At 60.0% G+C, this 14,684-nt stretch carries 12 protein-coding genes; 3 read left to right on the top strand and 9 right to left on the bottom strand.

From position 1 onward, the window contains the following. Window positions 1-33: 33 nt before the first annotated feature. From rseP to rpsB, 8 genes are all read right to left on the bottom strand, one after another. Window positions 34-1,386, bottom strand: a complete 1,353-nt coding sequence (gene rseP, locus QMK54_RS05920; protein WP_110657490.1) for a sigma E protease regulator RseP — start codon at window positions 1,384-1,386, stop codon at window positions 34-36. A gap of 53 nt (window positions 1,387-1,439) precedes the next feature. After that, on the bottom strand, window positions 1,440-2,630 hold the full coding sequence (gene ispC, locus QMK54_RS05915) for a 1-deoxy-D-xylulose-5-phosphate reductoisomerase (RefSeq protein WP_320402212.1): 1,191 nt from the start codon (window positions 2,628-2,630) through the stop codon (window positions 1,440-1,442). After that, the gene (locus QMK54_RS05910) at window positions 2,627-3,433 is read right to left on the bottom strand and encodes a phosphatidate cytidylyltransferase (RefSeq protein ID WP_320402211.1); all 807 of its coding nucleotides are present in this window, start codon (window positions 3,431-3,433) and stop codon (window positions 2,627-2,629) included. Before QMK54_RS05910 ends, ispC begins: the two co-directional genes overlap by 4 nt. Continuing rightward, window positions 3,433-4,188 carry a polyprenyl diphosphate synthase gene (gene uppS, locus QMK54_RS05905; RefSeq protein WP_110657496.1) on the bottom strand — a complete coding sequence of 252 codons (756 nt, stop codon included), beginning with the start codon at window positions 4,186-4,188 and terminating at the stop codon, window positions 3,433-3,435. The genes QMK54_RS05910 and uppS overlap by 1 nt, the downstream gene beginning before the upstream one ends. Window positions 4,189-4,202: 14 nt before the next feature. Then, on the bottom strand, window positions 4,203-4,760 hold the full coding sequence (frr, locus tag QMK54_RS05900; RefSeq protein ID WP_110657498.1) for a ribosome recycling factor: 558 nt from the start codon (window positions 4,758-4,760) through the stop codon (window positions 4,203-4,205). Further along, window positions 4,757-5,500, bottom strand: coding sequence for a UMP kinase (gene pyrH / locus QMK54_RS05895; RefSeq protein WP_003222124.1), 744 nt, complete (start codon window positions 5,498-5,500; stop codon window positions 4,757-4,759). Before pyrH ends, frr begins: the two co-directional genes overlap by 4 nt. 209 nt (window positions 5,501-5,709) lie before the next feature. After that, window positions 5,710-6,573: a translation elongation factor Ts gene (tsf, locus tag QMK54_RS05890; RefSeq protein WP_110657500.1), complete on the bottom strand. Its 864-nt coding sequence runs from the start codon at window positions 6,571-6,573 to the stop codon at window positions 5,710-5,712. A gap of 190 nt (window positions 6,574-6,763) precedes the next feature. Further along, window positions 6,764-7,501, bottom strand: coding sequence for a 30S ribosomal protein S2 (gene rpsB / locus QMK54_RS05885; protein ID WP_019581025.1), 738 nt, complete (start codon window positions 7,499-7,501; stop codon window positions 6,764-6,766). A gap of 372 nt (window positions 7,502-7,873) precedes the next feature. Between rpsB and map the strand changes: the two genes are divergently transcribed. From map to dapC, 3 genes are all read left to right on the top strand, one after another. Continuing rightward, window positions 7,874-8,656 (top strand): type I methionyl aminopeptidase, encoded by a 783-nt coding sequence (gene map / locus QMK54_RS05880; protein ID WP_110657502.1) that lies wholly within the window; start codon window positions 7,874-7,876, stop codon window positions 8,654-8,656. A gap of 41 nt (window positions 8,657-8,697) precedes the next feature. Next, the gene (locus QMK54_RS05875) at window positions 8,698-11,400 is read left to right on the top strand and encodes a [protein-PII] uridylyltransferase (RefSeq protein WP_320402210.1); all 2,703 of its coding nucleotides are present in this window, start codon (window positions 8,698-8,700) and stop codon (window positions 11,398-11,400) included. 199 nt (window positions 11,401-11,599) lie between these two features. Further along, the gene (gene dapC, locus QMK54_RS05870; RefSeq protein WP_110662659.1) at window positions 11,600-12,799 is read left to right on the top strand and encodes a succinyldiaminopimelate transaminase; all 1,200 of its coding nucleotides are present in this window, start codon (window positions 11,600-11,602) and stop codon (window positions 12,797-12,799) included. 87 nt (window positions 12,800-12,886) lie between these two features. Here dapC and QMK54_RS05865 read toward each other — a convergent pair whose 3' ends face one another. Further along, window positions 12,887-14,518, bottom strand: coding sequence for a Na+/H+ antiporter (locus QMK54_RS05865; RefSeq protein WP_320402209.1), 1,632 nt, complete (start codon window positions 14,516-14,518; stop codon window positions 12,887-12,889). Between the last annotated feature and the right edge of the window lie 166 nt (window positions 14,519-14,684).

The following is a 14,684-nucleotide window of genomic DNA, read 5'->3' as shown; positions in this document are numbered from 1 at the left end:
CGCAAAATGCGGCAGATTCGCAATTCAGCGACGTTACAGACGACCCAGATCATTGACCAGAGCAAGCAACATCACTCCGATCACCAAACTGATACCAATCTGTATCCCCCAACCTTGCACCCGATCCGACAAGGGGCGACCACGCGCCCACTCAATCAGATAAAACAACAAATGCCCCCCATCCAGCACAGGAATGGGCAGCAAATTCAGAACCCCCAGGCTAATACTCAGATAAGCAAGGAAATTCAGGAAATCAGCAACACCCGACTGGGCCGAAGCGCCCGCCACTTTAGCAATGGTTATCGGTCCACTCAAGTTTTTTACCGAGAGCTCGCCGAACAACATTTTCTTCAGTGAATCGAGGGTCAGCACGCTCATGGTCCAGGTGCGTCGAGCCCCCTCGCCAATCGCTGCCAATGGCCCGTAACTGACCTCGCGGATCATCTCCGGTGGCCAATCGACAGCCTTCACCCCTGCCCCCAAATAGCCGCTGGGTGACTTGCTCTCGCCGCGAGCGGCAAGCGTAACCGGAACATCGATCTGAGCACCGTCACGCTCAACCCGCAGCATGATTTTGGTATCGGGATGCATACGCACGGTATCGACAACCTGCTGCCAGTCATCCAGCGCACGCCCATCGAGCGCCAGCAACCGGTCACCGGTCTTCAGGCCAGCAGCCTGGGCCGGCCCCTTTGGATCGAGTTCAGCCAGGACCGGCGGCAATGCCGGACGCCACGGACGAATCCCCAACGAATGAATCGGGTCGGGCTCATCAGCCCCTTTGAGCCATTTGTCCAGCGCAAGTTCACGGGGAGAATCAGCGGTGGAGCCTTGCTCGCGAACCATTATCTGCAACGCACCGCTTTCGCCCAGGCGACGAACCAGTTGCAAATTCACTGCCGCCCAGCCGGAAGTCGCCTCGCCATCGATGGCCACGATTTCCTGGCCTGGGCTCAAACCCGCCTTGGCCGCCAGACTGCCGGACTCGACAGCGCCGATGACCGGGCGCACCTGCTCGCTGCCGAGCATCGCCAATGCCCAGAAGAACACCATTGCCAGCAGGAAATTGGCGATCGGCCCCGCTGCCACGATGGCAATGCGCTGACGAACGGATTTGCGATTGAAGGATTGATCAACCTGATCGAGCGGTACTTCACCTTCGCGCTCGTCGAGCATTTTCACGTAGCCGCCCAACGGGATGGCGGCAACGACAAATTCGGTACCTTGTTTGTCGTGCCAGCGCAGCAAAGGCATGCCGAAGCCTACGGAGAAGCGCAGCACTTTGACCCCACAGCGACGCGCGACCCAAAAATGGCCGAACTCGTGGAAGGTAACCAGCACACCCAGAGCGACCAGGGTGCCGACAATCATATAGAGCGCGCTCATCTACTTTCTCCGCATTCCTATCTGCTGCTGCCTGGGTCAACTATCCGCAGCATTTACCGCCCGTGGCGGCTCAACCATTGTTCGGCCAGCAATCGCGCCTTCGCGTCTGCCGTGAACACTGCCTCGAGATCATCCACGGCCACAACGGGCTCCAGACTCAGTACTTCCTCGATGATACTCGCGATTTCCAGGTAACGAACCCGTTCGTCGAGAAATGCCGCCACCGCCACTTCGTTCGCCGCATTGAGCATCGCCGGCGCGCTGTTACCCGCCTCGGCCGCCTGACGAGCCAGACGCAGACAAGGGAAACGCTCTTCATCGGGCGCCTGGAAATCCAGGCGGGCAATGGCAAACAGATCCAGCGGCGCCACACCCGAGTCAATCCGCTCGGGCCAGGCCAGGGCATTGGCGATGGGTGTGCGCATGTCTGGATTACCCAGCTGCGCCAGGACAGAACCATCGACGTAGTCGACCAGCGAATGGATCACACTTTGCGGGTGAATCACCACTTCGACCTGGGACGGCTTGGCATCGAACAGCCAGCAGGCCTCGATCAACTCAAGCCCCTTGTTCATCATGCTGGCCGAATCAACGGAGATTTTTCGCCCCATGGACCAGTTCGGATGCGCACAGGCCTGGTCCGGCGAAACACTCGCCAGTTCAGCCATTGGCGTCTGGCGGAACGGACCGCCGGAAGCCGTCAGCAAAATCCGCCGTACGCCAACAGCCTCAAGGCCACGGGCATAATCGTGCGGCATGCACTGAAAAATCGCGTTGTGCTCGCTATCGATCGGCAGCAACACCGAACCGCTCTTGCGCACCGCCTGCATGAACAGCGCGCCGGACATCACCAGCGCTTCCTTGTTGGCCAGGAGGATCTTCTTGCCAGCTTCGACCGCCGCCAGTGTCGGGCGCAATCCCGCTGCACCGACGATGGCCGCCATGACCGTATCGACTTCCGGATCGGAAGCGACCTGACACAAACCTTCCTCGCCCACCAGGACACGGGTCGCAAGACCCGCCGCGCGCAGATCATCCTGCAAGGTGCGGGCAGCAGCGAGCTCAGGCACCACGGCAAATCGCGGAACATGGCGCACGCAGAGCGCCAGCAATTCACTCAAGCGAGTGAAGCCACTCAGGGCAAAGACCTGATAACGATCCGGATGGCGGGCGATGACGTCGAGCGTACTCAGGCCAATAGAGCCGGTCGCCCCCAGGACGGTAATCTGTTGCGGGCGGCTCATGGGGCCGTCATCCACAACAGCACGGCAAACACCGGAATCGCTGCCGTCAGGCTGTCGATACGATCCAGCACGCCACCGTGTCCCGGAAGCAGATTGCTGCTGTCCTTGATGCCGGACTGGCGCTTGAACATGCTTTCAGTGAGGTCGCCCACCACCGAGATAAACACGATCAGAGCGGCACAGATCAGCCCCTTGAACAGCTCGGCCACTGTCCAGTCGCGCACCAGGGCAACGAGCGTGGTAATGACCAGACTCAGCGCCAGGCCACCGTACACGCCTTCCCAGCTTTTACCCGGACTGACCTGCGGTGCAAGCTTGCGCTTGCCGAAGGCCCGGCCGGAGAAGTAGGCACCAATATCGGCACCCCAGACCAGCACCATCACAGCCAGGATCAGCAAGTTACCCAGCGGGTATTGCTTGATCTGCACCAGACCTTGCCAGGCCGGCAGGAGAATCAGCAAGCCGATCACCAACTTGGTCGCCGCATTGGACCAATGCTCGCTCGAACGCGGGTACGTCAACACCAGATAGGTCGCAACACCCCACCAGAGCACCGACGCGCCCAGGACCCAAGGCGCCAGGCCCGGAAGTATGTGCATGACAAACAGCATCAACGCGACGACCGCGGCATAGGCAACCCGCATGGACTGGGCAGCGAAACCCGCCAGGCGCGCCCATTCCCAGGCACCCAGGGTTACGACCAGCCCGATGAACAGCGCAAAACCGGAGCCCTCGAGCAGGAAAAACCCGCACAGGGCAATCGGCAGCAGGATCAACGCGGTGATGATTCGTTGTTTAAGCATTAAACCCGGGCTCCAGCCTCGACCTGCTCGCTCGTTTTACCGAAGCGGCGCTGGCGGGAAGCGAAATCTGCCAGCGCATTGCGCATGGCATCGTGTTTGAAGTCCGGCCAGAACAGGTCGGAGAAGTACAACTCGGCATAGGCCAGTTGCCAGAGCAGGAAGTTGCTGATGCGGTGCTCGCCACCGGTACGGATACACAGGTCCGGCAACGGCAGATCGCCCGTGGCCAGGCAGGTCTGTAGCAGATCAGGCGTGATGTCTTCCGGTCGCAAATGCCCGGCCTGAACCTCTCGCGCCAGTCGTTGCGCAGCTTGCGCGATATCCCACTGACCACCGTAATTGGCGGCGATCTGCAGGACAAAACGATTGGCGCCAGCGGTCATGGTCTCGGCTTCGCGCATGGCGGCCTGCAGCTCGGGATGAAACCGCGAGCGGTCACCAATGATGCGCAGGCAGATGTTGTTGTCGTTGAGGCGCTTGGCCTCACGACGCAGCGCCTTGAAGAACAGATCCATCAAGGCGCTGACCTCATCGGCCGGGCGTTGCCAGTTCTCGCTGGAAAAGGCGAACAGGGTCAGCACCTCGACCTTGGCCTCGGCACAGACTTCAATGACCGCACGTACCGCATCCACGCCCGCTTTATGCCCGGCGACACCTGGCATAAAGCGTTTTTTCGCCCAGCGATTGTTACCATCCATGATGATCGCGACATGGCGCGGCACCGCGGACGGTGCAGTCTGCTTGGTCTTTTCCATTTAAAGCTCGACCCTTATACGGCCATCAGGTCTTTTTCTTTCTGCGCCAGATTCGCGTCGATTTGAGCCACGAACTTCTTGGTCAGATCGTCGATTTCACCCGTGGCGCGACGCTCTTCGTCTTCGCTGATTTCTTTTTCCTTGACCAGATCCTTCAGCGAGCTGTTGGCATCACGACGGATGTTGCGCACGGCAACACGGGCGTCTTCAGCCACGTCACGCGCCTGCTTGGTGAAGCCCTTACGGGTTTCTTCGGTCAGGGCAGGCATGGAGATCAACAGCAGCTCACCGAGGTTGGTCGGGTTCAGGTTCAGACCTGCACTGCCGATCGCCTTGTCGACGGCACCCAGCATGTTGCGCTCGAACGCGACAACTTGCAGGGTACGGGCGTCTTTAACGGTGATATTGGCCACTTGCTTGATCGGGGTGTCGGAACCGTAATAAGGAACCATCACGCCTTCCAGGATGCTTGGGTGCGCCTGGCCGGTACGGATGCGGCCGAAGTTGTGCGCCAGCGATTCCACCGACTTCTGCATGCGCTCTTGAGCGTCTTTCTTGATTTCGTTGATCATTGTTGGCCTTCCTCGATCAGGGTTCCTTCAGCGCCGCCATGTACGATGTTCAGCAGGGCGCCGGGCTTGTTCATGTTAAATACGCGTAGCGGCATCTTGTGGTCGCGGCACAGGCAAATGGCCGTCAGATCCATCACACCCAGCTTGCGATCCAGCACTTCATCGTAGGTCAGATGATCGAACTTCTCGGCATGCGGGTCTTTGAACGGGTCAGCGGTATAGACGCCATCGACCTTGGTCGCCTTGAGCACGACATCGGCATCGATTTCGATTGCACGCAGGCAGGCTGCCGAATCCGTCGTAAAGAACGGGTTGCCGGTACCGGCCGCGAAAATCACCACGTCCTTGGAGTTCAAGTGGCGCATGGCCTTGCGACGATCGTAGTGATCGGTCACGCCAACCATGGAAATAGCGGACATCACGATGGCCGAGATGTTGGCGCGCTCAAGGGCGTCGCGCATGGCCAGGGCGTTCATCACAGTGGCCAGCATGCCCATGTGGTCGCCGGTGACCCGGTCCATGCCAGCCTTGCTCAGCGCTTCACCGCGGAACAGGTTGCCACCACCGATAACCAGACCAACCTGAACACCGATGCCGACCAGTTGGCCAACTTCCAATGCCATGCGATCCAGAACTTTCGGGTCGATCCCGAACTCTTCCGAGCCCATCAGGGCCTCGCCGCTAAGCTTGAGTAGAATGCGTTTATAGCGAGCCTGATAACCACTGCCCTGCTGAGCCATTGCGAATCTCTCCTGCGGCGTATTTTAAAAATTCTTTGCGAGCTGTTTACAGCTGGCGTTCACTCTAGCGTGGCGCTGCTTCAGCGCCATCGGAACATGGCTTTGTAAGCCAGTTCCAAAGGGAAACCAATTAAAAATTGATGCCCCATCTGAAAAGAGGCTGCGCGCGTGAGCGGGCAGCCTCTTCTGGGCGACAGTTAAAAACCGTCTTATTGCTTGGCGGCAGCCAGCTGGGCAGCAACTTCTTCGGCGAAGTTGTCCACTGGCTTCTCGATGCCTTCGCCTACTTTGAAGTAAGTGAAGGAAACGATTTCAGCGCCGGCTTTCTTGGCCAGGGCACCCACGGTGATTTCCGGGTTCATGACGAAAGCTTGCTCTACCAGGCTGGCTTCAGCCAGGAACTTGGTGATACGACCAGCGATCATCTTCTCGACGATTTCAGCTGGCTTGCCTTTCATCTTGTCTTCGTTCAGGGTCAGGAAGACGCCCTTCTCGCGCTCGATGGCTTCTGGCGAAACCTGCGATGGCAGCAGGAACTCAGGGTTGCTTGCCGCCACGTGCATGGCGATCTCTTTGGCCAGCTGAACATCGCCGCCCTTGAGAACAACAGCAACACCGATCTTGTTACCGTGCAGGTAGGTGCCGACAACGTCACCCTCTACGCGTACCAGGCGACGGATGTTGACGTTTTCGCCAACTTTGGCCACCAGGGCTTCACGAGCCGATTCCTGAGCGGCGATCAGCGGAGCTGCGTCGGTCAGTTTTTCGTCGAAGGCTTTTTCTACGCTGGCAGCAACGAAGTTCTTGAAGTCGTCTTGCAGGGCCAGGAAGTCGGTCTGCGAGTTAACTTCCAGCAGCACGGCTACCTTGTCGTCTGCCTTGATGGCGATAGCGCCTTCAGCGGCAACGTTGCCGGCTTTCTTGGCAGCCTTGATGGCGCCCGAAGCGCGCATGTCATCAATGGCTTTTTCGATGTCGCCGCCAGCCTTTTCCAGGGCTTTCTTGCAATCCATCATGCCTTCGCCGGTACGCTCGCGCAGTTCTTTGACCAACGCTGCAGTAATTGCTGCCATTTTAAAATTCCTCTTGGATAGGTTTTCAACCATTCCACCCGATCGAACGGGCGATCAATTCTTCCCGAACCACCCTTGTTAGCTGCCGCACGTTACAGATAGAGCAGTGGGCGCCGACAAATGGTTTTCGAGGTGGCAAAAAGGGGGCCAAGCCCCCTTTTTGCTTACTGAGTCAACGCCAGGGCGTCAATTACTCAGCTGCAGCCTGAGTTTCTTCAGCTACGAATTCAACGGTGCCGCCGGCAACATTGTTGCGACCACGGATTACAGCGTCAGCCATCGAACCCATGTACAGCTGGATAGCGCGGATTGCGTCATCGTTGCCTGGGATGATGTAGTCAACGCCTTCCGGGCTGCTGTTGGTATCGACCACGCCGATAACCGGGATGCCCAGCTTGTTGGCTTCGGTGATCGCGATGCGCTCGTGATCAACGTCGATAACGAACAGAGCGTCTGGCAGACCGCCCATGTCCTTGATACCACCCAGGGAACGATCCAGCTTTTCCAGGTCACGGGAGCGCATCAGCGCTTCTTTCTTGGTCAGCTTGGCGAAAGTACCGTCTTCGGCTTGCACTTCAAGGTCACGCAGACGCTTGATGGAAGCACGGATGGTTTTGAAGTTGGTCAGCATGCCGCCCAACCAGCGGTGATCGACGTACGGCGAACCGCAACGTGCTGCTTCTTCAGCAACGATCTTGCCAGCGGAACGCTTGGTGCCGACGAACAGAATCTTGTTTTTGCCCTGGGCCAGACGCTCTACGAAAGTCAGAGCTTCGTTGAACATTGGCAGGGTTTTTTCAAGGTTGATGATGTGGATCTTGTTACGCGCGCCGAAAATGTACTTACCCATTTTCGGGTTCCAGTAACGGGTCTGGTGACCGAAGTGCACACCGGCCTTCAGCATATCGCGCATGTTGACTTGGGACATGATAGTTCCTTAATAAGTCGGGTTTGGCCTCCACGTATCCCAATGACCAACCAGCAGCATCAAGCTTCCGGCACCCAGGTCATCGTGTCGACACGTGTGTGGATTTAGGCTTTTCGGGACATCCCCGGAAAGCGGCGCATTTTATACCATAAGGCAGGGCAAAACGGAACCCGGATTCTGAAATCCTGGCGAGTGCTTTGCTCCACCCCTTGGAATCCGCCAAGAATGCACCATTCTATAGAGAGAAGCGATGCACTCAGGCGCAGATTTGCGCTGATCGTCTGGTAGAATCGCTTTTTTCAGGGCCGCGAAGATCGATCGCGCAATGCCCTTTCCGTTTAGAAAGCGCCGCCTGGCGCAGAGAGAGCCTGTATGACCGTCACCCTCAAAACTCCCGAGGATATCGCCAAGATGCGTATCGCCGGCAAACTGGCCGCCGATGTGCTGGAAATGATTGCCGAACATGTCAAGCCGGGCGTTACCACCGATCAACTGAACCAGATCTGCCACGACTACATCGTCAATGAGCAGAAAGCCATCCCTGCCCCGCTCAACTACAAGGGCTATCCGAAGTCGATCTGCACGTCGATCAACCATGTGGTCTGCCACGGCATCCCGAACGACAAGCCGCTCAAGGATGGCGACACCCTGAACATCGACGTCACCGTCATCAAGGACGGTTACCACGGTGACACCAGCCGCATGTTCCACGTCGGCAGCGTGCCGGTCTGGGCCGAGCGCCTGTCCCAGGTGACCCAGGAATGCATGTACAAGGCGATCGAAATCGTCAAGCCCGGCTGCCGCCTGGGCGACATCGGCGAAATCATCCAGAAGCACGCTGAAAAGAACGGCTTCTCGGTGGTTCGCGAATTCTGCGGCCACGGCATCGGCAAGGTGTTCCACGAAGAGCCGCAGATCCTGCACTACGGCCGCGCTGGCACCGGCATGGAACTCAAGGCTGGCATGACCTTCACCATCGAGCCGATGATCAACCAGGGCCGTGCCGACACCAAGGTACTGGGCGACGGCTGGACCGCGATCACCAAGGACCGCAAGCTCTCGGCCCAGTGGGAACACACCCTGCTGGTGACCGAAACCGGCTACGAGATCTTCACCCTGCGCGCCGATGACACCATCCCTCGCGTTTCGGCCTGATCCCGTTACAGTACATCGCCTATAGAAAGGAAAGCCAATCGATGCCGCAGGTGGATCCCGAACTCTTCGACCGCGGCCAGTTCCAGGCTGAACTGGCCCTGAAGGCAAGCCCGATCGCGGCCTTCAAGAAGGCGATCCGCCAGGCCCGCGAAGTGCTCGACACGCGCTTTCGCGGCGGCCGCGACATTCGCCGGCTGATTGAGGATCGCGCCTGGTTCGTCGACAACATCCTGCAAAAGGCCTGGAACCAGTTCGACTGGAGCGAGGACGCCGACATCGCCCTGGTCGCGGTCGGCGGCTACGGCCGTGGTGAATTGCATCCTTACTCCGATATCGATCTGCTGATCCTGCTGGACAGCGCCGACCACGAAGTTTTCCGCGATTCCATCGAGCGTTTCCTGACGCTGTTGTGGGACATTGGCCTGGAGGTCGGTCAGAGCGTTCGCTCGGTCGACGAGTGCGCCGTCGAGGCTCGCGCCGACCTGACGGTTGTCACCAACCTGATGGAAAGCCGCACCATCGCTGGCCCCGAACATTTGCGCCAGCGCATGCTGGATGTCACCAGCACCGCACACATGTGGCCGAGCAAGGACTTCTTCCTGGCCAAGCGTGCCGAACAAAAGGCCCGCCACCACAAATACAACGACACCGAATACAACCTGGAACCCAACGTCAAGGGCTCGCCCGGCGGCCTGCGGGATATCCAGACGATCCTGTGGGTAGCCCGTCGCCAGTACGGCACCCTGAACCTGCGGGCACTGGCTGGCGAAGGATTCCTGGTCGAGAGCGAAAACGCCCTGCTCGCCTCTTCCCAGGAGTTCCTGTGGAAGGTGCGTTATGCCCTGCACATGCTTGCCGGCCGCTCCGAAGACCGCCTGCTGTTCGATCACCAGCGCACCATTGCCGGGCTGCTGGGCTTCAAAGGCGACGACGCCAAGCAAGCCATCGAAAACTTCATGCAACAGTATTATCGGGTAGTGATGAGCATCGCCCAGCTCAGCGACCTGATCATCCAGCACTTTGAAGAGGTCATCCTCGCACCGGAGGACGAAGCGCCCGCGCAGCCGATCAACTCGCGCTTCCAGTTGCATGACGGCTACATCGAAGCACGCAACGATAACGTGTTCCGCCGCACGCCGTTCGCCATGCTGGAAATCTTCGTATTGATGGCCCAACAGCCGGAAATCAAGGGCGTGCGCGCCGACACCATTCGTCTGCTGCGGGAAAACCGCCACCTGATCGACGACGACTTCCGCAACGATATTCGCAACACCAGCCTGTTTATCGAACTGTTCAAATGCAAGATCGGTATCCACCGCAACCTGCGGCGGATGAACCGTTACGGCATCCTGGGGCGTTATCTGCCCGAGTTCGGCTTTATCGTCGGGCAGATGCAGCATGACCTGTTCCACATCTATACCGTCGACGCGCACACCCTGAACCTGATCAAACACCTGCGTAAGTTGCAGTACACCCAGGTGTCGGAAAAATTCCCGCTGGCCAGCAAGCTCATGGGCAAGCTGCCCAAACCCGAGCTGATCTACATGGCCGGCCTGTACCACGACATCGGCAAAGGCCGGCATGGCGACCACTCGGACATCGGCGCGGTCGACGCCGAGGCGTTTTGCCAGCGCCATCAGCTGCCAGTGTGGGACAGCCGCCTGATCGTGTGGCTGGTGCAAAACCACCTGGTGATGTCGACCACCGCCCAGCGCAAGGACTTGTCCGACCCGCAGGTGATCCACGATTTCGCCCAGATCGTCGGCGACGAAACCCGCCTCGACTATCTATATGTACTGACCGTCGCCGACATCAACGCCACCAACCCGACGCTGTGGAACTCCTGGCGCGCCAGCCTGTTGCGCCAGCTCTACACCGAGACCAAGCGCGCCCTGCGTCGAGGCCTGGAGAATCCGGTGGACCGCGAAGAGCAGATCCGCCAGACCCAGAGCGCTGCCCTGGATATCCTGGTGCGCGGCGGCACCGACCCGGACGATGTCGAGCAACTCTGGGCGCAGCTGGGTGATGACTATTTCCTGCGTCACACCGCCGGCGACGTGGCCTGGCACAGCGATGCGATCCTCCAGCAACCGGCCGACGGCGGACCGCTGGTACTGATCAAGGAAACCACCCAGCGCGAGTTTGAGGGCGGCACGCAGATCTTCATCTATGCCCCCGACCAGCACGATTTCTTTGCCGTGACCGTGGCGGCGATGGACCAGCTCAACCTGAACATCCATGACGCCCGGGTCATCACCTCCAGCAGCCAGTTCACCCTCGACACCTACATCGTGCTCGACACCGACGGCGACTCGATTGGCGATAACCCGGCGCGGGTCAAACAGATCCGCGACGGCCTGACCGAAGCCCTGCGCAACCCGGACGACTACCCGACCATCATCCAGCGCCGGGTGCCGCGCCAGCTCAAGCATTTCGCCTTTGCGCCGCAGGTGACGATCCACAACGACGCCCAGCGTCCGGTGACGGTGCTGGAGCTCACGGCCCCCGACCGCCCGGGCTTGCTGGCGCGGATTGGCACGATTTTCCTGGAGTTCGACCTGTCGCTGCAAAACGCCAAGATCGCCACCCTCGGCGAGCGCGTGGAGGACGTGTTCTTCATTACCGACGCCAACAATCAGCCGCTGTCCGATCCCCTGCTGTGCAGCCGCCTGCAGGATGCGATCGTCGAACAACTGAGCGTCAACCAGGAACCTGATATCAAACTGTCGCGCATCAGCATCTGAACCAACACATTCCCCCCTGTGGCAATGGACTTCCTGTGGCGAGGGGGCTTGCCCCCGTTGGGTCGCGAAGCGGCCCCAAAACCTGCACACGCGGTGTATCAGGTACACCGCACACCATGGTTTTACGACTGCTACGCAGCCGAACGGGGGCAAGCCCCCTCGCCACACAAGACTGCTCCCACATTGAAAGAGGCCCCCGATGAACAACGCTCTGTCCCAGCTCCAGCCTTACCCCTTCGAAAAGCTCCGCGCCCTGCTCGGCAGCGTCACGCCCAACCCGGATAAGCGTCCGATCGCGCTGTCCATCGGCGAGCCGAAACACCGTTCGCCAAGCTTTGTCGCCGAGGCCCTGGCCAGCAATCTGGAAAAAATGGCGGTGTACCCGACCACCCTCGGTATCCCGGAGCTGCGTGAAGCCATTGCCGCCTGGTGCGAGCGTCGTTTCGGCGTGCCGAACGGCTGGATCGATCCGGCGCGCAACGTGCTGCCGGTCAACGGCACCCGCGAAGCGCTGTTCGCCTTCACCCAGACCGTGGTCAACCGTGGCGACGACGCGCTGGTGGTCAGCCCGAACCCGTTCTACCAGATCTACGAAGGCGCGGCGTTCCTCGCCGGGGCCAAGCCGCATTACCTGCCGTGCCTGGACGAAAACGGTTTCAATCCGGATTTCGACGCCGTCTCGCCGGACATCTGGAAACGCTGCCAGATCCTGTTCCTGTGCTCGCCAGGCAATCCGACCGGTGCATTGATTCCGGTGGAAACCCTGAAAAAGCTGATCGCCCTGGCCGATGAACACGACTTCGTGATCGCCGCGGACGAGTGCTACAGCGAGCTGTACTTCGACGAACAAACCCCGCCACCAGGCCTGCTCAGCGCTTGCGCGGAACTGGGCCGCAAGGACTTCAAGCGCTGCGTGGTGTTCCACAGCCTGTCCAAGCGTTCGAACCTGCCAGGCCTGCGTTCGGGCTTTGTCGCCGGTGACGCCGACATCCTCAAGGGTTTCCTGCTCTACCGCACCTACCACGGCTGCGCCATGCCGGTTCAAACGCAACTGGCCAGCGTTGCCGCCTGGAATGACGAAGTGCACGTGCGCGCCAACCGTGCGCTGTATCGCGAGAAGTTCGATGCGGTGCTGGAAATCCTCAGCCCGGTCATGGACGTACAGCGGCCGGATGGCAGTTTCTACCTGTGGCCGAATGTGGCGGGGGACGATGCTGCATTCTGCCGCGACCTGTTCGAACAGGAACACGTGACCGTGGTGCCGGGTTCTTACCTGTCGCGGGATGTGGATGGCGTCAACCCGGGTGCCGGGCGCGTGCGCATGGCGCTGGTTGCGCCGCTTGCCGAGTGTGTCGAAGCTGCAGAGCGCATTCGCGACTTCATTCAACGTCGCAAATAACCGCAGACCTGTAGGAGTCCGGCTTGCCGGCAATGGCCATTTGCAGGACGCCATCGCCGGCAAGCCGGGCTCCTGCAAGAGCAGCAGTTATTTCACCTGGCCAAGTTTCGCCTCACTCAGATCCAGTTCCCCCAACACCTCACGCAACACGTCATCGCCGATCTGGTGATGACGGCTGAGGCTGTACAACTCCAGGCGTTGCGCCCGCAACGCCTTCAAACGCAGACGGCGCTCCAGCAAGTCCATCTGAAAGGCCAGGGCCTGGGCTTCAGCGGAATCGTTGAACACCTCCAACTGGTGCCGATATTCAGACATTATCCGTGCCTTTAGCTCAGCGGCCAGCGCGGACTGAGCGGCGTCCTGCGGGTTGACCTCTTCTGCCTCAAGGGCATGAATGGCCGCTTCGGCGGTTTTGCGCCAGGCGTCGCGCACCTCATTACGCCGCTTGTCATCGGGGCTTGCTTCGATGCCCCGCAGCAACATCGGCAACGCGATGCACGCAGCGATCAGCGACAAAAGAATCACCCCGGCAGCGATGAAGATCAGCAGGTCGCGCTCAGGAAACACTTCCCCGCCCATCAACAACGGCACCGACATCACACCCGCCAGCGTCACGGCCCCGCGCACGCCGCCCACGGTCAGCAACCAACAGGATCGCGCTGTCGGCACCTGGGTCACTTCGCCCTTGCCGCGCAAACGCCGCAGCAGCACCGACAAACGCCAGATGCTCTGCACCCAGACGAAGCGCAAGGCCAGCAGCACCAGGAAAATCGCCACCACGTCCAGCCCGCGATACAGCAACGTTGGCCATAGCGAGGTTTCGTGACTGGCCACGGCCTTGATGATGTCCGGCAACTGCAGGCCCAACAGCAGGAAGATCAAGCCGTTGAAGGCGAACTCCAGCAGTGACCAGACACTTCGGTTGAGCAAACGCGTATTGGTCTGGCGCGGCAACAGATCGAGCCAGCTCTGCATCATCCCCGCCGCCACCGCCGAGAGGATGCCCGACACTTCCATGCGTTCGGCCAGCACGTAGGCGGCAAACGGCAGCAGCAACATGAACACCACGTGCGTCGCCGGATCATCCCAACCACGGGCAATCATCCATGCGCGCAGACGGCCAACCAGCCAGCTCAAGGCCACCCCCACGGCCAGGCCGCCCACCGCCACCAGCACAAACGTCAGGCTGGCATTGGCCAGCGAGAACACACCGGTCACCGCCGCCACCAGCGCAAACTTGAACGTCACCAGGCCCGAGGCATCGTTCATCAGCGCCTCGCCCTGCAAGATGTGCATCAAAGGTGTGGGCAGCCTATTGCGGGAGATGGCCGACACCGCCACCGCATCCGTCGGCGACAGCACGGCCGCCAGGGCAAACGCTACCGGCAACGGCACGCCGGGCAGTAGCCAATGAATGAAATACCCGGCGCCGACCACGGTAAACAGCACCAGGCCCACCGCCAGGGTCAGGATCGGGCCGCGCAGGTGCCAGAATTCGCGCTTGGGCATGCGCCAGCCGTCGGAGAACAACAGCGGCGGCAGGAACAGAAACAGGAACAACTCGGGATCCAGGGCCACATGCAAACCCAGCGTCGGCCAGGCGAGCAAGGCCCCTGCGGCGATTTGCACCAGCGGCAACGGCAACGGAATCACCCGTCCGATCAGGCGCGAAACGCCGACCAGCATCAACAGGATCAGGACGGTGTAAGCGGTTTGCATTGAGCAGGATTCCCGGACGCATTGAAGTGCCATATTAGCCGCTTAGACTGCCGGTGACCCTTGCACCTATGTCGCACCCTGAAACACTGTTTTCATCCTGTGGGGGCGGGCCTGCTCGCGAAGACGGTGTACCCGTCGACACCTGCATCGCCTGACACGCCGTCTT

It is taken from the genome of Pseudomonas sp. P5_109, from assembly GCF_034009455.1.
Classification (GTDB): Bacteria; Pseudomonadota; Gammaproteobacteria; order Pseudomonadales; family Pseudomonadaceae; genus Aquipseudomonas.
Note: the sequence above shows the minus strand (reverse complement) of the source record. Positions and strands in the feature narration are given on the sequence as shown.

What these genes read in the sequence shown, in the direction of transcription:
- rseP (WP_110657490.1), bottom strand. Translation starts at nt 1,386, where the DNA reads ATGAGCGCGCTCTATATGATTGTCGGCACCCTGGTCGCTCTGGGTGTG.
- ispC (WP_320402212.1), bottom strand. Translation starts at nt 2,630, where the DNA reads ATGAGCCGCCCGCAACAGATTACCGTCCTGGGGGCGACCGGCTCTATT.
- QMK54_RS05910 (WP_320402211.1), bottom strand. Translation starts at nt 3,433, where the DNA reads ATGCTTAAACAACGAATCATCACCGCGTTGATCCTGCTGCCGATTGCC.
- uppS (WP_110657496.1), bottom strand. Translation starts at nt 4,188, where the DNA reads ATGGAAAAGACCAAGCAGACTGCACCGTCCGCGGTGCCGCGCCATGTC.
- frr (WP_110657498.1), bottom strand. Translation starts at nt 4,760, where the DNA reads ATGATCAACGAAATCAAGAAAGACGCTCAAGAGCGCATGCAGAAGTCG.
- pyrH (WP_003222124.1), bottom strand. Translation starts at nt 5,500, where the DNA reads ATGGCTCAGCAGGGCAGTGGTTATCAGGCTCGCTATAAACGCATTCTA.
- tsf (WP_110657500.1), bottom strand. Translation starts at nt 6,573, where the DNA reads ATGGCAGCAATTACTGCAGCGTTGGTCAAAGAACTGCGCGAGCGTACC.
- rpsB (WP_019581025.1), bottom strand. Translation starts at nt 7,501, where the DNA reads ATGTCCCAAGTCAACATGCGCGATATGCTGAAGGCCGGTGTGCACTTC.
- map (WP_110657502.1), top strand. Translation starts at nt 7,874, where the DNA reads ATGACCGTCACCCTCAAAACTCCCGAGGATATCGCCAAGATGCGTATC.
- QMK54_RS05875 (WP_320402210.1), top strand. Translation starts at nt 8,698, where the DNA reads ATGCCGCAGGTGGATCCCGAACTCTTCGACCGCGGCCAGTTCCAGGCT.
- dapC (WP_110662659.1), top strand. Translation starts at nt 11,600, where the DNA reads ATGAACAACGCTCTGTCCCAGCTCCAGCCTTACCCCTTCGAAAAGCTC.
- QMK54_RS05865 (WP_320402209.1), bottom strand. Translation starts at nt 14,518, where the DNA reads ATGCAAACCGCTTACACCGTCCTGATCCTGTTGATGCTGGTCGGCGTT.